Origin of the sequence: Hyphomicrobium sp. 1Nfss2.1 (genome assembly GCF_965243865.1) — a bacterium.
In the GTDB taxonomy this organism is placed as follows: Bacteria; Pseudomonadota; Alphaproteobacteria; order Rhizobiales; family Hyphomicrobiaceae; genus Hyphomicrobium_A.
Genome location: NZ_OZ251603.1, coordinates 474,115 through 497,962 on the forward strand (window position 1 = coordinate 474,115; position 23,848 = coordinate 497,962).

The 23,848-nt window shown below is 63.1% G+C and carries 26 protein-coding genes and 2 pseudogenes; 13 read left to right on the forward strand and 15 right to left on the reverse strand.

What is annotated here, in order from left to right:
* Positions 1 to 26 precede the first annotated feature (26 nt).
* From metH to ACP15D_RS02420, 5 genes and pseudogenes are all read right to left on the reverse strand, one after another.
* A pseudogene (gene metH, locus ACP15D_RS02400) lies at positions 27 to 2,813 on the reverse strand (methionine synthase); the annotation flags it as partial.
* Positions 2,756 to 3,448: a class I SAM-dependent methyltransferase gene (locus ACP15D_RS02405; protein WP_424955971.1), complete on the reverse strand. Its 693-nt coding sequence runs from the start codon at positions 3,446 to 3,448 to the stop codon at positions 2,756 to 2,758. The gene ACP15D_RS02405 and the pseudogene metH, both read right to left, overlap by 58 nt.
* A gap of 16 nt (positions 3,449 to 3,464) precedes the next feature.
* A pseudogene (locus ACP15D_RS02410) lies at positions 3,465 to 4,514 on the reverse strand (homocysteine S-methyltransferase family protein); the annotation flags it as partial.
* A gap of 12 nt (positions 4,515 to 4,526) precedes the next feature.
* Positions 4,527 to 5,459: a methylenetetrahydrofolate reductase [NAD(P)H] gene (gene metF, locus ACP15D_RS02415; protein WP_424955972.1), complete on the reverse strand. Its 933-nt coding sequence runs from the start codon at positions 5,457 to 5,459 to the stop codon at positions 4,527 to 4,529.
* A complete protein-coding gene (locus ACP15D_RS02420; RefSeq protein WP_424955973.1) occupies positions 5,459 to 6,478 on the reverse strand; it encodes an ArsR/SmtB family transcription factor in 1,020 nt (339 codons plus the stop codon). The genes metF and ACP15D_RS02420 overlap by 1 nt, the downstream gene beginning before the upstream one ends.
* A 189-nt stretch (positions 6,479 to 6,667) precedes the next feature.
* Here ACP15D_RS02420 and ACP15D_RS02425 point away from each other — a divergent pair, with 189 nt between their 5' ends.
* From ACP15D_RS02425 to ACP15D_RS02435, 3 genes are all read left to right on the forward strand, one after another.
* Complete coding sequence (locus ACP15D_RS02425) at positions 6,668 to 7,264, forward strand: hypothetical protein (RefSeq protein ID WP_424955974.1); 597 nt, start codon at positions 6,668 to 6,670, stop codon at positions 7,262 to 7,264.
* Positions 7,265 to 7,418: 154 nt separating this feature from the next.
* Positions 7,419 to 8,078 carry an ABC transporter substrate-binding protein gene (locus ACP15D_RS02430; RefSeq protein ID WP_424955975.1) on the forward strand — a complete coding sequence of 220 codons (660 nt, stop codon included), beginning with the start codon at positions 7,419 to 7,421 and terminating at the stop codon, positions 8,076 to 8,078.
* A 156-nt stretch (positions 8,079 to 8,234) separates the two neighbouring features.
* Positions 8,235 to 8,618 (forward strand): DUF930 domain-containing protein, encoded by a 384-nt coding sequence (locus tag ACP15D_RS02435; RefSeq protein WP_424955976.1) that lies wholly within the window; start codon positions 8,235 to 8,237, stop codon positions 8,616 to 8,618.
* A 70-nt stretch (positions 8,619 to 8,688) separates the two neighbouring features.
* Here ACP15D_RS02435 and ACP15D_RS02440 read toward each other — a convergent pair whose 3' ends face one another.
* Positions 8,689 to 8,964 carry a PepSY domain-containing protein gene (locus ACP15D_RS02440; protein WP_072377850.1) on the reverse strand — a complete coding sequence of 92 codons (276 nt, stop codon included), beginning with the start codon at positions 8,962 to 8,964 and terminating at the stop codon, positions 8,689 to 8,691.
* A gap of 129 nt (positions 8,965 to 9,093) precedes the next feature.
* Between ACP15D_RS02440 and ACP15D_RS02445 the strand changes: the two genes are divergently transcribed.
* From ACP15D_RS02445 to ACP15D_RS02475, 7 genes are all read left to right on the forward strand, one after another.
* Entirely contained in the window at positions 9,094 to 9,411 is a 318-nt protein-coding gene (locus ACP15D_RS02445) for a PepSY domain-containing protein (RefSeq protein ID WP_424955977.1), read from the forward strand.
* Positions 9,411 to 10,076: a response regulator transcription factor gene (locus ACP15D_RS02450; protein WP_424955978.1), complete on the forward strand. Its 666-nt coding sequence runs from the start codon at positions 9,411 to 9,413 to the stop codon at positions 10,074 to 10,076. The genes ACP15D_RS02445 and ACP15D_RS02450 overlap by 1 nt, the downstream gene beginning before the upstream one ends.
* On the forward strand, positions 10,073 to 11,443 hold the full coding sequence (locus ACP15D_RS02455; protein ID WP_424955979.1) for an ATP-binding protein: 1,371 nt from the start codon (positions 10,073 to 10,075) through the stop codon (positions 11,441 to 11,443). The genes ACP15D_RS02450 and ACP15D_RS02455 overlap by 4 nt, the downstream gene beginning before the upstream one ends.
* A 66-nt stretch (positions 11,444 to 11,509) precedes the next feature.
* Positions 11,510 to 11,911, forward strand: coding sequence for a thioredoxin family protein (locus tag ACP15D_RS02460; protein ID WP_424955980.1), 402 nt, complete (start codon positions 11,510 to 11,512; stop codon positions 11,909 to 11,911).
* Positions 11,912 to 11,921: 10 nt separating this feature from the next.
* A complete protein-coding gene (locus ACP15D_RS02465; RefSeq protein WP_424955981.1) occupies positions 11,922 to 12,644 on the forward strand; it encodes a cytochrome c biogenesis CcdA family protein in 723 nt (240 codons plus the stop codon).
* Positions 12,645 to 12,698: 54 nt separating this feature from the next.
* A complete protein-coding gene (locus ACP15D_RS02470) occupies positions 12,699 to 13,553 on the forward strand; it encodes a cytochrome b/b6 domain-containing protein (RefSeq protein ID WP_424955982.1) in 855 nt (284 codons plus the stop codon).
* Positions 13,550 to 14,320, forward strand: a complete 771-nt coding sequence (locus ACP15D_RS02475; RefSeq protein WP_424955984.1) for a molybdopterin-dependent oxidoreductase — start codon at positions 13,550 to 13,552, stop codon at positions 14,318 to 14,320. The genes ACP15D_RS02470 and ACP15D_RS02475 overlap by 4 nt, the downstream gene beginning before the upstream one ends.
* Positions 14,321 to 14,335: 15 nt before the next feature.
* Here ACP15D_RS02475 and msrB read toward each other — a convergent pair whose 3' ends face one another.
* Both msrB and ACP15D_RS02485 read right to left on the reverse strand, forming a co-directional pair.
* Entirely contained in the window at positions 14,336 to 14,740 is a 405-nt protein-coding gene (gene msrB, locus ACP15D_RS02480) for a peptide-methionine (R)-S-oxide reductase MsrB (RefSeq protein WP_424955985.1), read from the reverse strand.
* A gap of 342 nt (positions 14,741 to 15,082) precedes the next feature.
* Positions 15,083 to 15,421 (reverse strand): hypothetical protein, encoded by a 339-nt coding sequence (locus tag ACP15D_RS02485; RefSeq protein ID WP_424955986.1) that lies wholly within the window; start codon positions 15,419 to 15,421, stop codon positions 15,083 to 15,085.
* On the opposite strand from ACP15D_RS02485, the gene exbB reads away from it, so the two are divergent.
* Genes exbB through ACP15D_RS02500 form a run of 3 tightly spaced genes read left to right on the forward strand, consistent with a single transcriptional unit; the run spans position 15,420 to position 17,506 of the window.
* A complete protein-coding gene (gene exbB / locus ACP15D_RS02490; protein ID WP_424955987.1) occupies positions 15,420 to 16,193 on the forward strand; it encodes a tonB-system energizer ExbB in 774 nt (257 codons plus the stop codon). The two genes, ACP15D_RS02485 and exbB, sit on opposite strands and share 2 nt — an antisense overlap.
* 3 nt (positions 16,194 to 16,196) lie before the next feature.
* On the forward strand, positions 16,197 to 16,691 hold the full coding sequence (exbD, locus tag ACP15D_RS02495; protein WP_424955988.1) for a TonB system transport protein ExbD: 495 nt from the start codon (positions 16,197 to 16,199) through the stop codon (positions 16,689 to 16,691).
* Positions 16,688 to 17,506: an energy transducer TonB gene (locus ACP15D_RS02500; RefSeq protein ID WP_424955989.1), complete on the forward strand. Its 819-nt coding sequence runs from the start codon at positions 16,688 to 16,690 to the stop codon at positions 17,504 to 17,506. The genes exbD and ACP15D_RS02500 overlap by 4 nt, the downstream gene beginning before the upstream one ends.
* Before the next feature lie 18 nt (positions 17,507 to 17,524).
* Here the strand turns inward: ACP15D_RS02500 and ACP15D_RS02505 are convergent, their stop codons facing one another.
* From ACP15D_RS02505 to ACP15D_RS02535, 7 genes are read right to left on the reverse strand one after another with little or no spacing between them, the layout of a single operon-like run.
* On the reverse strand, positions 17,525 to 19,129 hold the full coding sequence (locus tag ACP15D_RS02505; protein WP_424955990.1) for a sulfite reductase subunit alpha: 1,605 nt from the start codon (positions 19,127 to 19,129) through the stop codon (positions 17,525 to 17,527).
* Between the two features lie 8 nt (positions 19,130 to 19,137).
* Positions 19,138 to 20,169: an FAD:protein FMN transferase gene (locus ACP15D_RS02510; protein WP_424955991.1), complete on the reverse strand. Its 1,032-nt coding sequence runs from the start codon at positions 20,167 to 20,169 to the stop codon at positions 19,138 to 19,140.
* On the reverse strand, positions 20,169 to 21,122 hold the full coding sequence (locus tag ACP15D_RS02515; protein WP_424955992.1) for a DUF4198 domain-containing protein: 954 nt from the start codon (positions 21,120 to 21,122) through the stop codon (positions 20,169 to 20,171). The genes ACP15D_RS02510 and ACP15D_RS02515 overlap by 1 nt, the downstream gene beginning before the upstream one ends.
* 19 nt (positions 21,123 to 21,141) lie before the next feature.
* On the reverse strand, positions 21,142 to 21,669 hold the full coding sequence (locus ACP15D_RS02520; protein ID WP_424955993.1) for a DUF2271 domain-containing protein: 528 nt from the start codon (positions 21,667 to 21,669) through the stop codon (positions 21,142 to 21,144).
* 13 nt (positions 21,670 to 21,682) lie between these two features.
* On the reverse strand, positions 21,683 to 22,294 hold the full coding sequence (locus ACP15D_RS02525; RefSeq protein WP_424955994.1) for a PepSY-associated TM helix domain-containing protein: 612 nt from the start codon (positions 22,292 to 22,294) through the stop codon (positions 21,683 to 21,685).
* Positions 22,294 to 23,103: a tetratricopeptide repeat protein gene (locus ACP15D_RS02530; RefSeq protein ID WP_424955995.1), complete on the reverse strand. Its 810-nt coding sequence runs from the start codon at positions 23,101 to 23,103 to the stop codon at positions 22,294 to 22,296. Before ACP15D_RS02530 ends, ACP15D_RS02525 begins: the two co-directional genes overlap by 1 nt.
* 4 nt (positions 23,104 to 23,107) lie before the next feature.
* Entirely contained in the window at positions 23,108 to 23,791 is a 684-nt protein-coding gene (locus ACP15D_RS02535; RefSeq protein WP_424955996.1) for a Fe2+-dependent dioxygenase, read from the reverse strand.
* Positions 23,792 to 23,848 lie beyond the last annotated feature (57 nt).

Consider the following 23,848-nt stretch of genomic DNA (forward strand, 5'->3'; position numbering starts at 1 on the left):
CGCGGATTTCGCGCCCTCTAGCCGTTTCAGGCCGCCTCTTCGCGCACAGAGCGCGGATCATAATTCAGCACAGGCGCCAGCCAGCGCTCGGTCTCGGCGATAGTCCAGCCTTTGCGCGCGGCATAGTCCTCCACCTGATCGCGCTCCACCTTGCCGACGCCGAAGTAGTGGCTCTCGGGATGCGCGAAGTAGAGACCTGACACCGACGCCCCCGGCCACATCGCATAGCTCTCGGTCAGCTCGATCCCTGCGGTGTTGTTCACATCCATTAGCCGCCACAGCGTAGCTTTCTCCGTATGGTCGGGCTGCGCCGGATAACCCGGGGCTGGGCGAATGCCGCGGTACTTTTCGAGAATGAGGTCGTCGTTGGAGATGTTTTCCGCCGCTGCATAGCCCCACAGCTCACGCCGCACGCGCGCATGCAGCCGTTCCGCGAACGCCTCGGCCAGCCGGTCGCACAGCGCCTTCACCAGGATGCGGCTGTAGTCGTCAGTCTCCTTGATGTGTCGGGCGATGGACTCTTCTTCGCCGAGCCCCGTCGTCACCGCGAAGCCTCCGACGTAATCGGCGAGCCCCGTCTCCTTCGGCGCGATGAAGTCAGCCAATGCGGTGTGCGCCCTGTCGCGGCTCGGATCGCGGGCAATCTGCTGGCGCAGCGTGTAGAGCGTCGCGAGCTCATGCTTGCGTGTATCGTCGGTGAAGACGGTGATGTCATCGCCCGAGCTGTTCGCTGGCCAGAACCCGACGACGCCCGCCGCGCGCACCCACTTCTCTGCCACCATGCGCTTCAGCATGTCCTGCGCGTCATTGAACAGCTTCTGCGCTTCGGCGCCGACCTTGTTGTCCTTGAGGATCATCGGGTAGCGGCCGGTCAACTCCCACGTCTGGAAGAAGGGCGTCCAGTCGATGTACGGCACCAGCTCGGCAAGCGGATAGTCGTTGAACGCCTTCGCGCCGAGGAAGCTCGGCTTCGGCGGTGCGTAGGAAGCCCAATCGATGGCGAACTTGTTCGAGCGCGCTGCCGCCAGCGAGATGCGCCGCTTAGCCGCCTCGTTGCGCACGTGGTTCTCGCGAACCTTCACATACTCGTTGCGGATGTCGTTGACGTAACCACCCCGGTCCCTCTCCGACAAGAGCTTGGATACGACGCCGACCGCGCGCGATGCGTCTAGCACGTAGATCGCCTGGCCCTTCTCATAGTTCGGGCTGATCTTTACCGCCGTATGCACGCGCGATGTGGTCGCGCCGCCGATCAGCAGCGGACAATCAAACCCCTCGCGCTCCATCTCGGCGGCGACGAAGCACATCTCATCCAGCGACGGCGTAATAAGGCCCGACAGACCGATGATGTCCGCCTTTTCTCTCTTTGCCGTCTCGAGGATCTTCGCCGACGACACCATCACGCCGAGGTCGATCACCTCGTAGTTGTTGCACTGGAGCACGACGCCGACGATGTTCTTGCCGATGTCGTGTACATCGCCCTTCACCGTCGCCATCACGACCTTGCCGGCCGCCGGCTTCTGGTCGAGCCCCGACTTCCTTTTTTCCTCCTCGAGGAAAGGTTGCAGATAGGCGACGGCTTGCTTCATCACGCGCGCGCTTTTTACCACCTGCGGCAGGAACATCTTGCCCGCACCGAACAGATCGCCGACGACGTTCATGCCCGCCATCAGCGGCCCTTCGATCACGTGCAGCGGCTTGTCGGCCTGCTGTCGCGCTTCCTCGGTGTCCTCCTCGATGAAATCGGTGATGCCGTGCACCAGCGCGTGCGTGAGGCGCTCCTGCACCGGGGCCTCGCGCCATGAGAGGTCTTTCTCTTTCGGCTTGCCGGTCGTGCCGTCACCCTTGAACCGCGGCGCAGCTTCGAGCAGGCGGTCAGTTGCGTCTGCGCGCCGATTGAGAACCACGTCCTCGCACAATTCGCGCAGCTCGGCAGGAATGTCGTCGTAGGGCGAAAGCTGACCAGCGTTGACGATCCCCATGTCCATGCCGGCGCGGATCGCGTGGTAGAGGAACACAGAATGCATCGCCGCGCGCACCGGCTCATTGCCGCGGAACGCAAAGGACAGGTTCGAGACACCGCCCGAAATATGCACCAGCGGCATCTTTTCCTTGATGCGCTGCGTCGCCTCGATGAAGTCCCGCCCGTAGTTGTTGTGTTCCTCGATGCCCGTCGCCACCGCGAAAATGTTGGGATCGAAGACGATATCCTCCGGCGGGAATCCAACCTTCTCGGTGAGCAGTTTATAGGCGCGCTCGCAGATCGCCACCTTGCGGTCCGCAGTATCGGCTTGGCCCTCTTCGTCGAAGGCCATCACAACCACGGCCGCGCCGTACCGCAGCACCTTCTTGGCGTGATCGAGGAAGACGTCTTCGCCTTCCTTGAGGCTGATCGAGTTGACGATCGCCTTGCCCTGCACGCACTTGAGGCCGGTCTCGATGACGGTCCACTTCGAGGAGTCGATCATCACTGGGACGCGCGCAATGTCCGGTTCGGAAGCGATGAGGTTGAGGAACGTCTCCATCGCCTTCTCGGAATCGAGTAGCCCCTCGTCCATGTTGATGTCGATGATCTGCGCGCCGCTCTCCACCTGCTGGCGCGCAACCGCGAGCGCAGCTGGATAGTCGTTCGCCTCGATCAGCTTGCGAAACTTCGCCGAGCCTGTGACGTTGGTGCGCTCACCGACGTTGATGAAGGTCTGCGCCGCGTTACCCGTTGTCATTCGATCGACTTCCGTTCTGGATTGCGGCGGGCTCACGCGAACGCGAGCCACCCCTTGATTGCGAGCCCCTGAAAAATCGGCACGAGATCCTTGAAGCCGGCCGCTTGCAGCAGCTCCTCTTCACGCTCCGCCGACACCACGGGAATTTTGCTGAAGTTCTGCGCGTTCTTCCGCGCCTCTGCCTCGGGAACGCCGTTGCGCACAGCGTGCCGCACCCAGATACGCCGCAGCAACTCCGTATCGCGCTCGCCGGAAACCCCGACGCCATCGATGATGGCGAGCGGCGCTCCCGGCTTCATGCGTGCGCGGATCGCTTCGAAGAACGCGAGCTTGGAGCCATCGTCCGGCACGAAGTGCGCGGTCAGGATGCAGGTGGCCGCGTCGAACCCGGATTCGTCCAGTTGGTCGATACCCATCGTGTGCACGACGGACCGCTCGCCGACCGGACTTGCGGCCAGGCGCACCTTCGCCATTTCGACCATCGGCTCGAACGTATCGACGCCGACGAATGACCAGGACGGGTTCTCCGCACCGAGACGAAGAATTTCCTCCCCCCCGCCGGCGCCCACCACCAGAATTTTCGCCGGCTCCGCAGTCAGCAATTCGTGGAAAGCGGATTCGACTATCGCAAAGATCGCCAGACGGCCTGGAATGTAGCTCTCCGCCAGGGCGGCATATTCACTTAACCGGCTGAGGTCCTGGTCCTCGAACTTCATCGCGCTCATCGGCTCACCCGTGGATAAACGGTTCGAGACCCGACAAGCGCATTTTCGGATCGATGTGCGGAAGCGCGCGCGGCTTGTATGCCTTCACGTGCTCGGCGATGTGCTGGATGTGATCGGGCGTCGAGCCGCAGCAACCGCCAACGATGTTGACGATGCCGTCCTTCGCCCACGGCTCCATATCGCAAGCCATGTCGTGCGGTGTCTCGTCGTATTCGCCCATTGCGTTCGGCAGGCCCGCGTTCGGATAGGCGGAAATGCGCGCATCAGCGATCGTCGACAGCTCGCCCAGATAAGGGCGCATCAGGTCGGCGCCAAGCGCGCAATTGAGCCCGATCGAGAACGGCCGCAGATGCCGCATCGAATACCAGAATGCCTCCGCCGTCTGCCCCGATAGCGTACGCCCCGAACGATCCGTGATCGTGCCCGAAATCATGATCGGCAGCTCGAGATCTTTCTCCTCGAACACTTCCAGCGTGGCCACACCCGCGGCCTTCGCGTTGAGCGTGTCGAAGATCGTCTCGATCAGGATGATGTCGGCACCACCGTCCATCAGGCCGCGCACTTGCTCCTTGTAGGCATCGCGCAGCTCATCGAACGAGACGTTACGATACCCCGGATTGTTGACATCCGGCGAGATCGACGCTGTGCGGTTGGTCGGCCCCACCGCCCCGGCAACGAAGCGCGGCTTGTCCGGCGTCTTCTTCGTCCATTTGTCGGCAGCAGCACGCGCAATCTTGGTTGCGGCCACGTTGATCTCGTAAGCGAGCTCCTCCATGCCGTAATCGGCCAGCGAGATGCGCTGCGCGTTGAACGTGTTCGTCTCGAGAATGTCGGCGCCGGCGTCCAGATACTCTTCGTGGATCTTGCCGATGATCTGCGGCTGCGTCAGCACCAGAACGTCGTTGTTGCCCTTGATGTCGCGCGTCCAATCCTTGAAGCGCACGCCGCGATAGCCGTCCTCGTCCAGCTTGTAGCGCTGGATCATGGTGCCCATCGCGCCGTCGATGATCAGGATGTGCTTGGCGGCAGCCGCTTCGAGCGCTGCGAACGATGGCTTTCTTTTCATCAGCTATACTCCTTATCCGACGGCCCGCGTCTCAGCGCGCGGCATGACCGTCGAGGCACGTGCTCGGAGGCCCAACAGATGACAGATGGCGTAGACGAGATCGGCGCGGTTGAGTGTGTAGAAGTGGAACTTCTTCACCCCTTCATCGACCAGGTCCATCACTTGCTCGGTAGCAACCGCCGCCGCCACGAGATGGCTCGTCGTCGGATCATCCTCTAGCCCCTGGAAGCGATGCGCCAGCCATGACGGCACCGTGGCCCCGGCCTTGGCCGCGAACCCGGCCACCTGCTTGAAGTTGTGAATGGGTACGACACCAGGGGTAATCGGCACCCAGATCCCCGTTGCGCGCGCCCGCTCCAAGAAGCGCAGGTAATACGCATTGTCGAACCCGAACTGCGTGATAATGCGATCGGCACCGGCGTCAACCTTCGCCTTGAGGTTCTCCATGTCGGCTTCGAGCGAACCACTTTCTGGATGTCGCTCCGGGTAGCCCGCGACCGAGACCTCAAACGGCGCAATGCGCTTCAAGCCCGCGACCAGATCAGCAGCATTTACGTAGCCACCCGGATGCGGCTCATACTTCGTTCCCGGGCCACCTGCGGGATCGCCGCGCAACGCCACCACGTGGCGCACTCCGGCGTCCCAATAGGCCCGAGCTACCGCGTCCACTTCTTCCTTCGTCGCCGCCACGCACGTCAGGTGCGCCGCTGGCTTGAGGTCGGTCTCGTGCACGATGCGCGACACCGTGTTGTGCGTACGCTCGCGCGTCGAGCCGCCCGCGCCATACGTCACCGACACGAACTCGGGATGCAACGGCGCCAGGCGCTCGATGCACGACCAGAGCGCCTGCTCCATCTTCTCCGTCTTCGGCGGAAAGAATTCGAACGATACGTCGATTTCGCCTGCGCCAAGCAGGCGGCTCTTGCGCTCGTTTGCTATCGCCATCACGGGGCCTCCTGCAGAGTGCGCGACCGCGCCGATCGGTCACGATTTTTGGCTTCGCGCGGCTGCTCGCCCAGCCACAGTGAAACGGTCAGCACCTCGGGCTCGGAGCCGGGCGAGGGAGCAAGATCCCTCTGCAGCTTCGGCACCAGCCCTGAGTCCTTCATCCAGTTTTCGACCTGGGCTGGCGCAAAGCCGAGCCGATCGTGCGCATGTTCCTCGCGCAGAAATTCCAGATCGTGTGGCGCAAAGTCGACGATCAGCAGCCGTCCGCCAGGCGCAAGCACCCGCGCAGCCTCGCGAAGCGCCAGGGCCGGCTCGGACAGGAAGTGCAGCACCTGATGCATGATCACGACATCGGCAACCTCGTCTTGCAGACTAAGGTCATAGATGTCGCCGTGCCGCACCTGCGCCTGCCCCAGCTTCGAAGTCGACAGCTTGCTGCGCGCATAAGCAAGCATTGCGTTGCTGAGATCGAAGCCGAGCCCACGCTCGTAGCGATCGGCCAGCAACTCCAGGATCCGGCCCGTGCCCGTCCCAAGGTCAACTAGAAGGTCGAACGGTCCTGGACCGAGCGCGTCGCTGATCGCCTGTTCGACGTCACGCTCGGCGATATGCAGTGCCCGGATGCGGTCCCAGTCCGCCGCATGGGCCTGGAAGTATGTCTGTGCCGCCGCTTCGCGCTCGCTCTTGAGCGCGTCCGCACGCTCGCGGTCTCGCGCCACGACGCGATCGTCCCGATCGACCAGTGCCAAGATGTCGAGTGCGAGCCGCCCGCCCGCCGAACGGTCTGAGACATGAAAATAGGCCCAGCTTCCTTCGCGGAAACGCTCGATCAGCCCGGCCTCGGTCAAAAGCTTGAGATGGCGACTGATGCGCGGCTGGCTTTGGCCGAGGATGACCGTCAGATCCTTGACGCTCAACTCGCCACCGGCCAGGAGCAACAGGATGCGCAGACGCGTCGGCTCGGCGGCCGCCTTTAGCGCCGCTACGATGTCATCACTGGCAAACGACCCAGTCATCCCGCCTCCAATCTGCGCGGGATCATATAAAGATATGTTTATGTGTCAAGCGCGCAAGAGGCGCGCATTTCCGATACATCGATTAACGCCCCGGTAAGCACACACATTTACCCTTCCAGGCATCCATTTTCGCATAGCGGATTTCTGTATTTCATGCGCGTCGCAATCTTCGACCGGGTCGAGCCCCCAATGCCCACCACCCTTCCCATCCGCCTCGATCAAGACTGCGCACAGCGCTCGACCGCGCTCTATCTGTTCCTGGTGGTGCCCGCCGCTGCGATCGTCATCACCGCGGCTGCGAGCGTTCTGGCCCAGGCACTGACGCTGCCCGGCGCTCGCGCCTTGCTTCAGCAGCGCCCCGCCCTCGCCATCGAGATCTTTGTCGCCGCGGCATTCCTTCTCTTTCTCCTCACCGTTCCGGCCCGGCGCCTCCTGGCGCGGCTGACAGCCACGCGCACCGTCGATATCGCGAACGGTCATGTGACCGTCACGGATGCGACTTGTTTCAACCGCTGGACCTGGCATGCGCCACTCGCCTCATACCTGGGGGTAGCCCACCACGTCCGCGCCTCTCTCTCCGCCTCGCGTCACGAGCTCATCCTCGTCCATCCCGAGCGGGAGAAATCCATTCTCTTGTGTGTTGCCCCCACGACAACTCAGGCCGAAGTCGACCGCGTAGCCAGCCTTTTGGGACAACGCCAAGTGCCGCCGAGCGAACTCTATCGCTTCAAGGGCCTATGGCCGCGAATGGTGACGCAACCTCTGCCGGAGGCATCACATGCCTGACACCAATGCTGTCCAAAAAATCGACGTTATCCTCAGCCACCCTTTGACTGAAAGTTGCCGCACATGGCTAATAAAGCCGACGGCAAGGGGGGCAAGCGCCATGAGCGCTGCCGCCGCGTTCCGCAAGTATGCCCCTAGGAGGGAGTTCAATCGTATGACGTCTGCCACGCCACTGCGCACCATCACGCGCATTCTCGCCCTGGCAGCCCTAGTCCTGCTACCGACCGCCACCAACGCCGCCGCCCAGCAGGTCGCGCCCCCGGCCGGAACCGCATCGATTGACAAAGGCGCAACGCCCCCGCTGGCAAAGCCAGCCCGCCGCGAGTCTCCCGCCGGCTACATGAAGCGGGTTGGCAACGAGCTGCTCACCGCATCGCGCACCGGCTCGGTCTCCCAGATGGCGATGGTATTGAATTCCAACGCAGATATTCCCTCGATCGGCCTGAGCGCTCTTGGCGACTATGCGCGCGTGCTGCCCAAGACGGACCGCCAGATCTACTACAACGGCATGATCAACTTCATTGCCCGTTATGCCGCGAAGGAAGCCCCGAAGTATCCGGTTGCAAAGTTCGTCGTCTACGCGCAATCGAAGGAAGACCCGCGCGGCACCTACGTCGACAGCCGCATCACGCTGGCTAGCGGCGATGCCTACGACGTGCGGTGGCTCGTTGTCCGCCGCGGCGACACCTACAAGGTCCGCGACGCCCAGGTGATCGGCTTCTGGATGACGTCGTTCCTCGACAACCTCTTCCAGAGCTTCATCAGCGACAACGGCGGCAACCCGCGCGCCCTCGTCGTTGCCCTGAACCGCTAATCCGTGCTCGCTCGCCTTTCGAAGGCGAGCACCGCGGAGCGAGATTGCGACGCTGGCAACGTGCCTGTGTCAGTCCCCCGCACCCAAGGCCTTATGGCTGCCCGATTTTCTCGGTCATTAGGACTAGGGCTCTTTGCCCTGTTTTCGGGGGGAAACATGAAATTGACGATTGCTGCGCTGGCGCTCGTGCTGGCAGTCCCTGTCACGGCCACCGCGGCTAGCATTCACGACCAGCTTCTAAAATTGGATCCCGAGGAACGCGCGCACCAAGTCTGCGTGATCAAGGGCGTCGACACCATGCGGCGCGACCGCAAGCTAGCGAAGGTCGATCGCATCAAAACCAGCATCATGGGCCGCGCCAAATTCACCGGCACGCAGGTCTCAACCAGCGGCGGGGCGGTGCGGGCGAAGTCCCATTGGTACCGATTGAAGTTCACCTGCGACGTGTCCCCCGATCAAATGAAGGCGCTGTCCTTCAACTACGAGGTCGGTGATGAAATTCCCGAATCGAAGTGGGAAGACCTAGGACTATGGCGCTGACTTCGTCCCGCTGAATGCAAGAACGGCCGGGAAACCCCGGCCGCCCTGCTTACCTAAAGTTTATCGCCGTTCAGTCGTCGTAGCCGACGAGCAGCTCGCCCGTTGCCGGATGCACGTGCGCCTCGATGCGCGTCCCGTTCTTGTCGACGAGATCGACCTCGTACGTTCCATCGTCGGTCTCAATCTCGCTCACCTTGTAACCCTGGGCCGACAGCTTCTCGGAAATCTGCGACGGGCTCAGCCATTGATCGCGCGGCACGTTCAGCCGCTGGTGATTGTCGGCATAAGCGGCGGAGCCGGCGAGGATAGAGAGGGTAAGAGCCGCAGCCCCCAGCTTGAATGACATGGTTGTATCTCCTTGCTTCGCTTCGCCGGCTCCCAGGCCGGCTGCGATCCAACCTGGACCAGCCCCCCTGACACCAATCTGACCCGGGCCGTCAGGGAGTTGTCAGCCAATCCGCCCCAAGCTCCCATCATGAAAAGCGCTTCCACCAGTTTCCGCATTCTAGCCGCCAGCCTTCTCGTCCTGGGCGCGACACTGGCGGTCCATGCCGCCGACATCGGTCCCGACGAGGCCAAACGCCTGCTCAGCGAAGGACGTATTCGCCCGCTCGAGGAAATTCTCACCTCCGTCAAAGCGAAAGTACCCGGCGAATTGCTGGAGGTAGAGCTGGAGATCGAGGACGGCATCTACGTCTATGACGTAAAGATCCTCGGAGCCGACGGCCGCGTGGTCGAGGTTGAAACCGACGCCAAGACCGGCAAGGTGCTCAAGGTAGAGGACGACGATTGATGCGCATCCTGATCGTGGAGGACGACCCGCGCATCAGTGAGAGTATCCAGGCGGCCCTTAGCGCCGCGGGCTACGCATGCGATGTCTCCGGCGACGGGGAAGACGCTTGGTTCCGCGGCGACACCGAAGCCTACGACCTCGTGGTGCTCGATCTTGGGCTACCCAGCATGGATGGTCTTGCCGTCTTGAAGCGCTGGCGCAGCGCCGGGCGAACGATGCCGGTTCTCGTCCTGACCGCACGCGGCGCCTGGCCGGAGCGCGTCGAGGGCATCGACGCAGGCGCCGACGATTACCTCACCAAGCCTTTCCGCACCGAGGAACTTCTCGCACGCGTGCGGGCACTCATCCGCCGCTCCGTCGGTCAGGCCAGCGCGATACTCGAGGCGGGCAGCCTCGTCCTCGACACGCGCCAGATGCGCATTCTCATCAACGGCGAAGCCATTCAGGCCTCCCCGCTCGAATATCGCCTCATCGCCTATTTGATGCACCACAAAGGCCGCGTCGTGCCACCGCACGAACTCATCGAGCACCTTTACGGCGACGATGACGCCCGCAATGCCAATGCCCTCGAAGCCCTCATCATGCGGCTGCGCAAGAAGCTCGGACCCGATGTCATCGAAACGCGCCGCGGCTTCGGTTACATCATACCGGATGCAAGCGCATGAGCCTCGGCTCGCTCCGCCTGCGGCTCCTTTTGGGTGCGGCGATCTTTGTGCTCGCTGCTCTCGCGATCTCCGCAGCGGCCCTCACATATCTCTTCGAACGCCACGTAGAGCGCTGGATCAACGCTGAACTCGCATCGTACATCGACCAGGTTATCGCCGGCATCGACAGAGCACCCGATGGTGCTTTCACGGTACTCCACCCGCCCAACGATCCACGCTTCCAGCGACCGCTCTCGGGACTCTATTGGCAGGTCAACATTGAACCCGATGGTCCTGTGCTGCGCTCGCGTTCGCTCTGGGACTTCGAAATCGCCCTTCCCCCCGAGGCCGCGGTCGGAGATGAGCTGCACGAGTACGAGCTCGCCGGACCCGACAAACAATTCCTGCATCTCGTGCAACGCCGCATTGAGCTGCCTGGCAGGCTGGGCCGCGCGACGGCGCGCATCGCTGTAGCGATCGACGATGCCACCATCAACGCGGCATCGCGCGGCTTCGCCAATGCCATCCTGCCGCTGCTCGCAGTTCTCGCTTTGCTGCTGACGGCCGCCGCGTGGGCGCAAGTCGCTATCGGGCTCAAGCCCCTGACCGCCATTCGCCGCAAGCTTGCCGACATTGCCACCGGTGACACGCCTCGCCTCGGCGGAAAATTCCCCGATGAAGTCTTGCCCCTCGCGCACGAGATCGATCGTCTGCTGGACGCACGCGACCGCCAGATAGAAAAAGCGCGCACGCGTGCCGCCGATCTTGCCCACGGCTTGAAGACACCGCTTCAGCTGTTGAGTGACGACGCCGAGCGCCTAGCCGCCAAAGGTGAAGCCGACCTGGCCGCGGACATCGAGAGCATCGCCGGCACAATGCGCCGCCACGTCGACCGTGAACTGGCGCGCGCCCGCAGCGGCTTCAACGTTGCAAACGCCTCCGCCAACGTGTCCGCGGTAGCCAACCGCGTCGTCCGCGTCATGGAGCGAACGCCACAAGGCCGTCATCTCGGCTGGAGCGTCGATATTCCATCCGGGCTGGTCGCCCGCATCGATGCCGAAGACCTCACGGAAGCGCTCGGCAATCTCGTCGAGAACGCAGCGCGCCACGCCACCACGGGTGTCACCGTCAGCGCAGCAGTCTCGGAAGGTTACGCGATCCTTTCCGTCATCGACGACGGGCCGGGCATCCCTCCCGCGCGCGCCGCCGAAGCACTGAAGCGGGGAGGCCGCCTTGACTCATTAGGCTCGGCAGGCCTGGGGCTGGCCATCGTCGGCGACATCGCCGAAGCCTGGGGCGCAACGCTCAGCATCCTTACCCCCGAGAGCGGCTGCCATGTCGCGCTCCGCATTCCGCTTGCGCGCCTACCAGCGCGGGACTCCACCTGACCCTTGTAACGTTTCCACCATCGCCGCCGTACTCTGGGTGAATGCAACGACACACCGGAGCTCATCATGCTGCGCGCACGAACCCTGACGACGATAGCCACCACGCTGATGATTGGGGCGCTGACTGCGGGAGCCGCCGCCGCGTTCAACGAACAGCCATTCACGAACGCCGCCTTCAAGGCCGCACAAGTCAGCGGTAAGCCGATACTCGTCGATGCCTTTGCGCCGTGGTGCCCGACGTGTCGCGCACAGCAGAAGGTCTTTGGCACGCTCAAGGGCGAGGCCAAGTACGACGGGCTGACCGTCTTCAAGCTCGATTACGATAATCAGAAGGACGCTCTCAAGACTTTCGGCGTGCAGAAGCAGAGCACCCTCATCGCGTTCAAGGGCGACAAAGAAACTGGCCGCTCGGTGGGTGATACGAGTGCCTCCTCCATCGAAGCGCTCCTTGCGACCACACTGAAGTAGAGACGCCGCCATGCTCGCCGGCAGCACATCTCTGGCATTCCTGGCAGGTTCGCTCTCGACGCTTTCACCATGCGTCCTGCCATTGCTGCCGCTCGTCCTCGCGACAGCAGTCGGCGAGCACAAACTCGGGCCCTTCGCACTGGCATCGGGTCTCGCCGTATCCTTCGTCGCTATCGGAATGTTCATCGCGACCATCGGATATGGCCTCGGATTCGACGCTGACTTTTTCCGTCCCGTCGCGGCGTCTCTTCTGATGCTTGCCGGTATCGTCCTTCTCGTCCCGTATCTGCAAACGCAGTTGGCAACCGCCGCCGCTCCACTGGCCTCATGGACCGACGACACTTTCGGCGGCTTCGAGGCATCGGGCCTGGGCGGCCAGTTCTCCTTGGGTCTCCTTCTGGGAGCGGTCTGGAGCCCATGCGTTGGCCCGACACTCGGCGCGGCATCTCTTCTTGCCGCCAAAGGAGAAGACCTCGTGCAGGTTTTCCTCACTATGCTCGCATTCGGAATTGGTGCAGCACTCCCCCTGCTGTTGCTCGGGCTTCTATCCCGCGAAACAATGCAGCGGTGGCGCGGGCGCCTGCTGGATGCCGGCAAGGGTGGCAAGATCGTGCTCGGAACCCTGCTCATACTCGTTGGCGGGTTTATCATCAGCGGTCTCGACAAGCCGCTCGAAGCCACGCTGATTGATGCATCTCCCGCCTGGATTACCGAGATAACGACACGCTTTTGAAGTTTAGCTGCTGCTTAACGCGATACGCTGAAAATCGGCACGATTGGACACCACATGGTCACAGCCGCCACCGACATACCGCGAACGGAGCTTGTCTATCGCCACGCGATGCTGGTCCGGCTCACGCATTGGGTCAACGCCCTCTGTCTGCTGATCCTGCTGCTGAGCGGACTGCAGATCTTCAACGCACATCCCACGCTCTACCTCGGCAGCAAATCCGAGCCTTCTGCCGCGATCCTCAGCATGGATGCCGTTCAGCGAGACAATGGCAGCTACGTCGGCGTCACCACGATCGGCTCGCATTCTTTCGATACGACAGGCGTCTTCGGCCTTTCGACCGGACCGAGCGGCCGCCTCGAAGCACGTGGCTTCCCCGATTGGATCACCATCCCGTCATACCGCGACCTCGCTACCGGTCGTCGCTGGCATTTCTTCTTTGCCTGGCTGCTCGTTTTCAACGGGCTGGCGTATCTGATCTACGCATTCTTCAGCGGGCACGTGCGCCGCGACCTCGCACCCACGAAAGGCGAGTTCCGCACCATCGGCCATTCGATTTCGGAACACGCCCGCTTTCACTTCCCCAAAGGCGAAGAAGCCAAGCGCTATAACGTGCTCCAGAAGCTGGCCTACCTGGCGGTGATCTTCGGCCTGCTCCCCCTTGTCTTCCTGACGGGATTGACGATGTCGCCAGGCATGGATGCAGCCTTCCCTGCGCTGCTCGATATCTTCGGCGGCAGGCAATCCGCGCGCACGATCCACTTCCTTTGCGCCCTTGGCCTGACGCTGTTCTTCATTGTCCACATCGTGATGGTGTTCGCATCCGGCGCATTCAACAACATTCGCTCGATGATCACCGGCCGCTACGCCATCACGCCCGACGATCAGCCATCACGTGGAGAAGCAGCATGAAGCGCACCCCGAACATCTCGCGCCGCAGCTTCCTTGCCCGTGGCGCGGCCCTCGGTGGCGCAGCCTTCCTCGGCGGATGCGATCAGCTTTCGCAGTCGCCATCGTTCCGCGATCTGCTCTCGAAGGCCGAGTGGCTCACCCAGAACGTGCAGCGCCTCATCCTCACCGAGCGCGATCTCGCTCGCGAATACACCGAGGCCGATCTCTCGACGCACTTCAAGGCCAACGGCTCGACCAGCGTCGCTGATCCCGCCTATCAAGCGCAGGCGCAGAACGGCTTCTCCGATTGGCGCCTGACCATCGACGGCCTTGTGGATCGCCCGGCCTCACTCAGCCTTGCTGATCTACGCGCACTCCCATCGCGTACGCAGATCACCCGCCATGACTGCGTAGAAGGCTGGAGCGCCATCGGCAAATGGACCGGCGCACAAATGACGCCTCTGCTGCAAAGCATCGGCCTGAAGCCCGAGGCGCGCTACCTTGTCTTCAACTGCGCCGACAAGCTCGGCGCCGCCAGCAATTACTATGAGAGCATCGACCTTATCGATGCATTCCATCCCCAGACGATCCTCGCCTACGACATGAACAACGCCCCGCTCACTGTCCCGCACGGCGCTCCGCTGCGCCTGCGCGTAGAGCGCCAGCTTGGCTACAAGCACGCCAAGTACATCCAGCGCATCGAGGCGGTCTCGAGCTATGCCATGATCGAGGGTGGCGCCGGTGGTTTCTGGGAAGACCGCGGCTATGCCTGGTACGCCGGCATCTGACCTAAGACAGCCAAGTCAGTCCTTCGGCTTGGCGTCGAGGTTCAGGCACACCGAGTTGATGCAAAAGCGCTTGCCGCTGTCGGTCGGTCCATCGTCGAACACATGGCCAAGGTGCGAGCCGCACCGCGCGCACGTGATCTCCGTGCGCACCATGCCGTGCGAGGCGTCGCGATGATACTCGACGGCACCCGGCAAAGCCTCGTCGAACGATGGCCAACCCGTTCCTGAATCGAACTTCGTGTCCGACGCAAATAAGGGATTGCCACAGGCAGAGCAGGTGAAAGTCCCATCACCCTCCACATGCGGAAGCTTGCCCGTGAACGGAGCTTCCGTACCCTTCTCGCGCAACACGCGATACTGCTCCGGCGTCAATACTTCACGCCAGCCAGCCTCGTCCTTCGGCATTGGTTTGTCGGTCATGGTGGATATGTAGCACAGCTATAGCCGCGGCCAAGTGCTGCGGCGACTTGGCAACCGCCCCCTGCCCGAGTTGCGCCAACTAGTTCTGATTTTGTCGGAATTGCACGCGGCGACGTCCGGCCACCTGTGTTGTATCCAACGCAATTGAGCCATCGCCTATGCGAATAATTCAATTCAAACTTGACATGCAAAGTATGGTATCGCCAATGGATGCATGGGGTCTTCATCGAGCAAATCAGAATTCGGCATCATGAATAGCGGACACTCAAAAGTTTGGAATACCTCTAAACTATTTGGAGCCATCGGAATATTTCTGATTAGCTCCTACAGCTCATCGCAAGCTCAAGAAGTGTCTCCGACAACTTCACCCCCTGCCGCAGCAGTGACCGCGCCGAGCGTGTCTCCCGAAACCATCACCGCGACGCCAATCACAAGTCCCGAAGCAACCGCGCCCGCTGCTGCCGTTCCGCAGATGGCGAGCCCGCCCGCCGACAGCACCACCGCGCAGCAACCGTCGGCTAATCCGTCCGCACCTTCCCAGATGTCCGCGTCGCCTGACGCCCCTGCAGCGCCAGCATCGGACGCAGCGGCGTCCGCCCACGGAGAGGCAACATCCGATCCCACGACCGCCGCTACGCACGATCTCGCCCAGCCCGCTGATCCAGCTGGCGGTGCGGCCATGATGAACGCACCCACGACACCCGGCGCGGCGCCCTCGACCGAGGCGGCCCCCACCACCGTTGGCCACGTCAACGCCGAGAAGCTCCCGCGCGATCTGTCGCCCTGGGGCATGTTCATGCAGGCCGACATCATCGTGAAGGCGGTGATGATCGGATTGCTGCTGGCTTCGGTCGTGACCTGGACCGTGTGGCTCGCCAAAACCATCGAGCTCTTCTTCGCCAAGCGCCGTCTGCGGTCGCATCTCCGCAAGCTTGCCGCTGCCAACTCGCTAGCAGAAGCTGCACAATTGGTCGATTCCAAGCGTGGCGTCGTCCCGTCCATGATCAGCGCCGCAGTAGCCGAAACGCGTGCGTCCTGGGACGTTGCCGACAAATACGCCATCAAGGAGCGCATCGAGGCGCGCCTTGACCGCGTCGAGTTAGCGGCCGGTCGCGACATCAACCGCGGCACCGGCGTGCTCGCCACCATCGGTTCGACTGCCCCCTTCGTCGGTCTCTTCGGCACCGTCTGGGGCATCATGAACAGCTTCATCGGCATCTCAGAAGCGCAAACGACCAACCTCGCCATCGTCGCTCCGGGTATCGCCGAGGCGCTGTTGGCCACCGCCTTCGGCCTCGTCGCCGCTATTCCCGCAGTCATCGTCTACAACCACTTCGCGCGCGCCATCAGCGGTTATAAGGCACTCGCGGGCGATGCATCGGTTGCCGTCCTCGGCCTCGTATCGCGTGACTTCGACCGTGGAGTGCGCGCCGAACTTCGAGCCGCGGAGTAACCCATGGCCGGTAAGCTCCAAGACGGCGACGATCTCTCAGAGTCGCACGAGATCAACGTCACCCCGTTCATCGACGTCATGCTTGTGCTCCTGATCATCTTCATGGTGGTCGCGCCGCTCTCGACGGTCGACGTGCCCGTCGAGCTTCCCGTCTCGGCCGCCAAGCCCAGCACCAAGCCCGACAAACCCATGTTCGTCACCCTGAAATCCGACCTGTCACTTGCCGTCGGCAACGATATGGTTTTGTGGACCAACCTCGGATCTGCGCTCGACGCCAAAACGAGCTCCGACCGCAACAAGCGGCTGTTCTTGCGCGCCGATAAAACGGTGCCCTACGCCGAATTGATGCGGCTCATGGATACCCTGCGCGCAGCCGGCTATCTCAAGGTTGCACTCGTCGGCCTCGAAGGACCGCCCGGCCCGGCCGGCGCACCCGCTCCACCTTCGGCAATACCCTCCCCGCCGCCAGCACCGTCAGGCCAGCCCGCAACGCCATGAGCGCACACCTCGAACTCCTAGAGGGATCGGGCCCACGCGTGCGTCGCTGGATCATCGCCGGCGCGCTGATGCTCTCGATGCACGCCGCCGCTGGCGCGCTCGCCCTCGTGAGTTGGCCCGAGGAAGAAACGACCGACGAAACCGAAGGCGCGTTCCTGCTCGAGCTCGCACCCATCGCCATGGCGCCTCCGGCCGAGAAGCTCAATCTTGCGATTGGCATGCGCGCCGAGGAAGCAGCAGCAGCCGTCGCGCCGACCGAGGAGGTGAAGGAAAAGTCCGAAATCGAGATGCCCGAGGTTAAGGAGGCCCCGCTGGCCCCCAACCCGGAGGTCGTGATCGACAAGGCAAAGCCCGTCGAGGAAGTCGAGGAGGAGAAGGCCGAGGAAGACCCGCGCCCGGAGCAGAAGGCCATCCCCGTCGCCTCTGTCGCCTCGCAGGAGACCAGCGCTCCGCCGCCCGTCGAAGCACCGCCCGCCGAAAAGCCGGTCGCGCCCAAGCAAGGCATCTCCAGCAAGCCGTCCGAAGCCACTCTGAGCTGGCAAAAGTCGGTCGCCCTGCATCTCAACAAGCACAAGAAATATCCGCACGACGCCCGCAAAAACGGCGAGGAAGGCGTTGCCAGCGTGTCGTTCTCGATCGACCGCTCCGGGAAAGTCATCGCCACGCACCTGGAGAAGAGCTCCGGATCGTCGCTACTCGATCAAGAGGCGATCGAAGTGCTGAGCCGCGCTAGCCCCTTCCCGCGCCCCCCTTCCGACATGGCTGAACTGTCGTTCAGCTTCTCGCTGCCGATCCAGTTCCGCATCAAGCGCTGATCGCAACCGGAAGCTCGTCTAATAGACGTCGCGCCGGTAGCGGCCTGTCTCGACCAGCTCTTGCAAGACTTGCGCGCCGACGATCTCGCCGAGCACATCGTTCACGGCGCCCGACATCCCCTGCAGGCTCCCGCACACATAGATGGCAGCGCCATCGGCGATCCAAGCGCGTACGTCGTCGGCGCGTCGTCGCACACAGTCCTGAACGTAACTGCGCTGCTCTCCATCGCGCGAGAACGCAAAGTCGCAACGCCCCAGAACCCGCGCCACGCGCCACTTGGCAATGTCGTCGCGATAGAAGAGGTCATCGGCAGCAGTACGCTCACCGAAAAACAGCCAGTTGCGCATGGCGCCAGCCTCGGCACGCGCCTTCAGATGCGCGCGCAAACCCGCGACGCCTGTTCCGTTTCCAATCAGGATCATCGGTCTATCAGACGTGGGTGCGCGGAATGCCGAATTCGCACGAACGCTCAACTCTATCGTATCGCCCACACCCGCATGCTGCGTAAGCCATCCCGAGCCGACGCCCAGCCGTCCATTCGGACGTCGCGCCTGACGAACGAGCAACTCGATCCCACCGTCTGCCGGCAGCGACGCGATCGAGTATTCACGCGGCCGCAGCAGCTTCAGCGACTTCAGCAGGAGCGCCGGAGACATCCGCGATAGCGCAACCATCTCCACATCTGATTGCGGAAGCTCGCGCATCATCAGGTGCTCGGACAGCGTCAGCACGCAGCCACCCGATTCGATCTGCAGCGTTCCTTCGAGCCCAAGCTCGCCGAGGAGCACGGCAACCTCGGCCGGATCATTGCGTACTTCGATGACGGCAACGTCGCCCGCCTCCCAAGTCTGCACAGCATCCTTCGGACGCAGCATCACGTGAAATGCTGCATGCTCGGGATTATTCGGGTTCGCAGCTCTGCGCGTGGCGAGCATCCACGCACTCGTTGCGGGCTGCGGGTCGACTTCGACCACGGAACCAGTGATCTCACCGACGCGCTGCCACCACTGCGCCAGCGTGTCAGGGTCGCCGTTGTTGACGCGAATGGCATCGAACATCCGCGTCGCATCTCTTTCCGCCAGCCACGTATCGACGGCATCGCCGAACGCGCAGAAGCGCGTAAAGCTGCGATCGCCAAGCGCCAGCACCCCGTACCGCAAGCCCGGTGCTACCACCGGCGAACGCATCACCGACCGCACGAAACGCACCGCGGGATCCGGCGGATCACCTTCACCCGTCGTCGACACGACGAACAACGCAATCTGCGCCTTGCGCAAAGCTTCGTCGTCGAGATCCGCAAACGAGATCATCCGCGAAGGCACATTGGCCGCCGACAAAGCACGCGTCGTGCTGTTGGCGATCTGCTCGGCGTATCCGGTTTGACTTGCATAAGCGACGAGAACCGATCCCGCAGCGCCGTCAGTCCCGGAAAGCCCATCCGCGACGCGCTTCGTTGCAGCGTGGCGCATCGACAGCAGCACCGAGGCCGCCACGTAAAGCAGAACCACTGCCATAGCAGCCACCAGACGCTGAGGATCGGCCGTGACGCCATCCACCGTCCACGCGTGCGCCCCAGACACCCACGTCGCGATCACAGCTGCAGCGGCCGGAAGTCTGCGCACGCCAGCCCTCACGCCAGCATCGCAGCAAGCTGCGGCGTCAACCGCTCGCGGTAACCGCCAGGCACTGCACTCACAAAGCGCGCCGCAAGGCCCAGCCGCAGCGCATGCTCCATGCCCGCGTCGGGTCCCAGAACGCTGAGCGCTGTCGCAAGAGCATCGGCATGCATGCACTCGCGATGCAGCACGCTTACCGATACGAGATCGTGCGCAACTGGCGACCCCGTGCGCGGGTCGATGGTGTGCGAGAACGTCCGGCCGCCAATCGAGAAGAAGTGCTCGGCGCTTCCCGAGGTCGCAACCGCAAGCCCGTTCAGCGCAACCACGATGTCGGCGATTGGCGCCGCGCCTGACGCCGATCCGCGCGGCCGCTCGAGCGCCACCCACCACGGCATCCCATCTGGTTTCACGCCCTCCCCGCGCAACTCACCGCCGATCTCGACGAGGAAGCTCTCGACCCCCGCCTCACGCACGACGGCTGCCACGCGATCGACCGCAAACCCCTTCGCCACGGATGAAAGATCGAGGCGCACGCCACCCGGTTGCAGCGCAGCCCGGCGCGGCTTGTCCAGCTCGATCCGCGCCCATCCGCAATCAACGCGCGCGGCTGCAACGGCTTCAGCCGTTGGCACGCACTGCACCTCTGCACCGGCGCCGAAGCCCCATAATGCCACCAGTCGCCCGACGGTCGGGTCGAAGGCGCCCTCAGTGTCACGCGCCACTGCCAGCGCATATTCCAGCACGCGATAGAAATTTGCCGGCAGCGCGTGCCACGACCCAGCGGGCGCTGCGTTGATCCGGCTGATCGCAGACCCCGCCTCCCACGTGCTCATCTCTGCGATGACGCCATCGAGTGCCGATGCGATCTCCGCAACGATGGACGCTAGCTCTCTGCTCTCCTCGACCACCAACCGGACGCTCCACCGCGTCCCCATGGTCTCGCCGCAGAGCGCCTTGACCGAGGCCCCGGCGCGGGCTGTCGCCGCCCGCTGCGAAATCCGCAGCGGCACCGCCACGCGTCGCGCCGGAACCCCGTCTTGCATCACGGCTTCATCACCTCGAGCGTCGCCGAATAGCTCGCCCGACGCTTGGCGTTCGGCACTTCGGCCTTGTCATCCTCGACGACGGCCTCCATCCAGTACATGCCGGGCTCCGGCCAGGTAATGGAGACGACGCCATCGTCGCCACTCGTCGTCTTGATCTCGTTGATCGAGTCGCGATAGCGGATGCCACCCGGAACGACAGTCACCCGCGCACCCGCAGCCGGCTTTCCGTCGATGAGTAGGCGGAACTTTGCCGCTTCACCCGCAAACAGGTCATTGGGATGCGTTACGGGATCGAGTTCCAATCCCTTGCCCGTCGGTTTGAAGACTTCCTTCGACGGCTTGCCCGCGGTGACGAACGTCTCCAGGCGCCGCTGCTGCTGGGTGACTTTCACGTCCGTTGCGTCCGCGGGGATGTCGGTCTTGAAGCTCTCCGCCGTACCGCGCCAGCGCTTGCGCTCGCCCTTCAGCATATAGCTGGCGATCAGGCCACTGCCGACGACAGCGAGCTTGTAGGTCCCGGCCTTCTCGATGGGAATGTCAAAGGTGCTGCGGAACCGGCCGACGGCACCATTCTGAGGTTTCACGCTCGACCCGTCCGGCGCGATGATCGCAATTTCCTGCGGCGGCATCTGCCGTCGCGGACCTCCCGGGCCAGGACCTTGGCCAGCAGGACCACCGGGGCCTTCAGCGCGCGGACCTCCCGGAGGCGGACCATCGGCACCACGCGGACCACGTTCTCCGCGCGGCCCATCGCTGCCGACACCGGCAAGGCGCATCGCGTTGTGATCGAAGTAGAAGAGCGTATCCGATACGGCCGCATCGACCGTGATCCACGAACCGGTGTCGGAAAGGACGGTGGTGGATGGCAGCAGCCACGCCCGGTGCGCAGATGCGGGCACCGCAAGGCAAACGCAGAACGGCAGCACCATCCATTTGAGAGACGTTTTCATGGGCGGTAATCCTGTTCGGCTAAGGTTTGATTTCGAGGGCGACTTCACCGAGCTCTTCCTTCCCCTGGGCGGTGCCCGAGAAGGCAGCGGCAGCCGGCCATTTGAAGGGGATGCGTAGCAACTCGCGCCCGCCAACCTCACGCGCGGCTTCCACCACCAGTTCGTACTCACCGGCCTGCAGCTCGGCGAGCGCAGGCGCGGACGACGATAAATCGATCGGGTGCTTGCCCACCGGTCGCGTCGCACTCGACAGACCGTCGACCGGCATCTCCAGATCGCGGCCAGCCCGGCGCCACCACTGGCGCAGGTCCTTCAGCCACTTGTTGCCCTTCTTGTTCTCGGACTTGACGTCGTACCAGACGCTCAAGTTTGCCGCGACCGAACCGTCGGGCTTCTCGATCCACGCCGCGACGTACGGGCGGTGGTACTCGGCAACATCGAGCTTGGGAACCTCGATGCTGACCTTCATTTCCGCCGCGACCGACGGCCCAGACAAAGCCGGCCCCGCGATTATGCCGGAAATGCCCAGGGTTAGGAGCTTGCGCATCAGTTGACCTCTGTTAGTGCACGAACAGCAGAATGAGCACGATGGGAATGACGACACCCAGCCCAACGGTCGGCCAGGTCGCGGGCCGTCGCGCCGAATGGAACTGCAGCAAGAAAAATCCGGTGATGCAGAAAATCAGACACACCCCGGCGAACGCATCGATGAACAGGCTCCACAGCACGCCCGCATTCCGCCCCTTGTGCAGGTCGTTCAGATACGAGATCCAGCCGCGATCGGTGAGCTCATACTCGACGTCACCACTCGCGCGATCGATCGTCAGCCAAGCATCGCCGCCGGGCCGCGGCAGCGAGATATAAACTTCGTTCTTCTGCCATTCGACCTTCTGACCATCGATCGACACGCCGATGTTGGATGCAACCCAATCGCGCACCCCAACGGGCACTGCCGCGTCCTTTGATCCTTTCGCCAGATCTGGCACCAGCGCCGACGGCAGCTGCCCAGTACGCGTCGTCACCTGCGGCTTGGCTTCGATGCTGCCGGCATGATTGAGCGTGATGCCGGTCGCCGCAAACAGCACCATGCCGACGAGGCACAGCGCCGCGCTGATCCAATGCCAGCGGTGGAGGTGTCTTAGCCAGAATGCACGGGTTCCCGGATCAGACATCAGTCGGCACGAGTAATGAGTGCAGTGGCGGCCATCGCTGCGGGGGTCACCGGCACGAGTTGATCGGCCCGCGCCAGTGCCTCGCGTCCAATGCTGGCAAGCCGTTGATTGGGATGCTGGCTCAACATCGTCCCCACCTCGCGACAAAACGGCAGCGGCGCGTTGTTGCACGACGCGGAAAAGAACTTCACCGCGCCCTCGACATCCCCGTCATTCATCATCAGGCGGCCGGCATGAAACTGCCCACGGAAGCACCCCCGCGCCGCCGCCCGCAGATACCAACGCTTCGCGGCACTGAGCTTCGCGCGACAATGCCAGCCTTCTTCCCGGAAGCGGCCGAGCTTGTTCATCGCCTTCTCGTTGCCCTGACACGCAGAACGTACGAACAACGAGAGAGCTTGCGCGTAGTCCTGCGCGACCCCATTGCCGTGCAAGTACTGGCAACCAAGGTTGTACTGCGCCCAGGCGTGGCCCTTGTCGGCAGCGCGTCGATACCAGGCAATGGCCGCGGACGAGTCAATTGGCACGCCCCAACCCCGCTCATGGCATCGGCCGACCATATTGAACGCGTCTGCAAGCCCCGCGCGCGCCGCCTGCGAGAACCAGCGGAACGCGGCCTCCATGTCGCGCGTCGTGCCATAGCCGTTCAGAAGCATCTGCCCCCAAGCGAGCTGCCCTTCCGGATTGCCATTCACTGCGGCCTCGCGCGCCCAGCGGCTTGCGTACTCCGGATTGTTCGCCAAGCGTTCGCCGAACTCTTCCGGCGTCTGCTGCATCAGGATGGGGAAATAGATGTTCCGCGCGCTCATCGATTCACAGCTCTGCCCAACGCCGCAAAAGGTTGTGATAGTGGCTAGTGATCGCCACGACCGCGCGCTTGTCGTCCGGCAGCTCCGCCCGGATCTCCCGGATGGCGACATCGAGGTCATAGAGCATCGCGCGCTGGCCGTCGTCCCGCACCATGGACTGCGTCCAGAAGAACGAACTCCACCTGCTTCCCCGCGTGATAGGGGTGACCGCATGCAGGCTCGTCGACGGATAGACAACGAGGTGCCCGGCGGGCAGCTTCACCCGCTGCTCGCCGTAGGTGTCAGAAATGACCAGCTCGCCTCCGTCGTATTCCTCCGGCGCGCTTAGAAACAGCGTCGAGGAAACATCCGCGCGCATACGCATGTTAGCGCCAGGAATGGTGCGGATCGAACCATCGACATGCGCACCGAAGGTCATGCCGACGTCATAGCGGTTGAACATCGGCGGCAGGACGCGCAGCGGCAGAGCCGCCGAATGAAAAATCGGATGGCGTCCCAGCGCCCGCAGAATGATGTCGCCAGCCTGCAGCGCCGCGGGCGAGCCTTCGGCAATCTGCAAGTTGTTCTTCGCCGTCGCCGCCTGCTCACCGGCAGTCGTCTTGCCGTCTACCCACGCCGACTCTTCAAGGATGCGGCGAACCTCGCGCACCTCATCGGCTGACAGCAAGTTTGGAATGGCAACAAGCATCGTTTCTTTCTCTTCGTCGCTCTCTCAAACGAAAGGGGCAGGAGGGCTTCCGCCCTC

Bases quoted from the DNA above. Each gene is read 5' to 3' on its own strand.
- ACP15D_RS02520 (WP_424955993.1), bottom strand. From the start codon at position 21,669: ATGCGCAAGCTCCTAACCCTGGGCATTTCCGGCATAATCGCGGGGCCG.
- metF (WP_424955972.1), bottom strand. From the start codon at position 5,459: ATGGCGATAGCAAACGAGCGCAAGAGCCGCCTGCTTGGCGCAGGCGAA.
- msrB (WP_424955985.1), bottom strand. From the start codon at position 14,740: ATGACCGACAAACCAATGCCGAAGGACGAGGCTGGCTGGCGTGAAGTA.
- ACP15D_RS02420 (WP_424955973.1), bottom strand. From the start codon at position 6,478: ATGACTGGGTCGTTTGCCAGTGATGACATCGTAGCGGCGCTAAAGGCG.
- ACP15D_RS02435 (WP_424955976.1), top strand. From the start codon at position 8,235: ATGAAATTGACGATTGCTGCGCTGGCGCTCGTGCTGGCAGTCCCTGTC.
- ACP15D_RS02465 (WP_424955981.1), top strand. From the start codon at position 11,922: ATGCTCGCCGGCAGCACATCTCTGGCATTCCTGGCAGGTTCGCTCTCG.
- ACP15D_RS02425 (WP_424955974.1), top strand. From the start codon at position 6,668: ATGCCCACCACCCTTCCCATCCGCCTCGATCAAGACTGCGCACAGCGC.
- ACP15D_RS02430 (WP_424955975.1), top strand. From the start codon at position 7,419: ATGACGTCTGCCACGCCACTGCGCACCATCACGCGCATTCTCGCCCTG.
- ACP15D_RS02500 (WP_424955989.1), top strand. From the start codon at position 16,688: ATGAGCGCACACCTCGAACTCCTAGAGGGATCGGGCCCACGCGTGCGT.
- ACP15D_RS02525 (WP_424955994.1), bottom strand. From the start codon at position 22,294: ATGTCTGATCCGGGAACCCGTGCATTCTGGCTAAGACACCTCCACCGC.
- ACP15D_RS02460 (WP_424955980.1), top strand. From the start codon at position 11,510: ATGCTGCGCGCACGAACCCTGACGACGATAGCCACCACGCTGATGATT.
- ACP15D_RS02470 (WP_424955982.1), top strand. From the start codon at position 12,699: ATGGTCACAGCCGCCACCGACATACCGCGAACGGAGCTTGTCTATCGC.
- exbB (WP_424955987.1), top strand. From the start codon at position 15,420: ATGATGAACGCACCCACGACACCCGGCGCGGCGCCCTCGACCGAGGCG.
- ACP15D_RS02455 (WP_424955979.1), top strand. From the start codon at position 10,073: ATGAGCCTCGGCTCGCTCCGCCTGCGGCTCCTTTTGGGTGCGGCGATC.
- ACP15D_RS02485 (WP_424955986.1), bottom strand. From the start codon at position 15,421: ATGGCCGCACCGCCAGCTGGATCAGCGGGCTGGGCGAGATCGTGCGTA.
- ACP15D_RS02475 (WP_424955984.1), top strand. From the start codon at position 13,550: ATGAAGCGCACCCCGAACATCTCGCGCCGCAGCTTCCTTGCCCGTGGC.
- exbD (WP_424955988.1), top strand. From the start codon at position 16,197: ATGGCCGGTAAGCTCCAAGACGGCGACGATCTCTCAGAGTCGCACGAG.
- ACP15D_RS02445 (WP_424955977.1), top strand. From the start codon at position 9,094: ATGAAAAGCGCTTCCACCAGTTTCCGCATTCTAGCCGCCAGCCTTCTC.
- ACP15D_RS02450 (WP_424955978.1), top strand. From the start codon at position 9,411: ATGCGCATCCTGATCGTGGAGGACGACCCGCGCATCAGTGAGAGTATC.
- ACP15D_RS02405 (WP_424955971.1), bottom strand. From the start codon at position 3,448: ATGAGCGCGATGAAGTTCGAGGACCAGGACCTCAGCCGGTTAAGTGAA.
- ACP15D_RS02510 (WP_424955991.1), bottom strand. From the start codon at position 20,169: ATGCAAGACGGGGTTCCGGCGCGACGCGTGGCGGTGCCGCTGCGGATT.
- ACP15D_RS02530 (WP_424955995.1), bottom strand. From the start codon at position 23,103: ATGAGCGCGCGGAACATCTATTTCCCCATCCTGATGCAGCAGACGCCG.
- ACP15D_RS02535 (WP_424955996.1), bottom strand. From the start codon at position 23,791: ATGCTTGTTGCCATTCCAAACTTGCTGTCAGCCGATGAGGTGCGCGAG.
- ACP15D_RS02440 (WP_072377850.1), bottom strand. From the start codon at position 8,964: ATGTCATTCAAGCTGGGGGCTGCGGCTCTTACCCTCTCTATCCTCGCC.
- ACP15D_RS02515 (WP_424955992.1), bottom strand. From the start codon at position 21,122: ATGAAAACGTCTCTCAAATGGATGGTGCTGCCGTTCTGCGTTTGCCTT.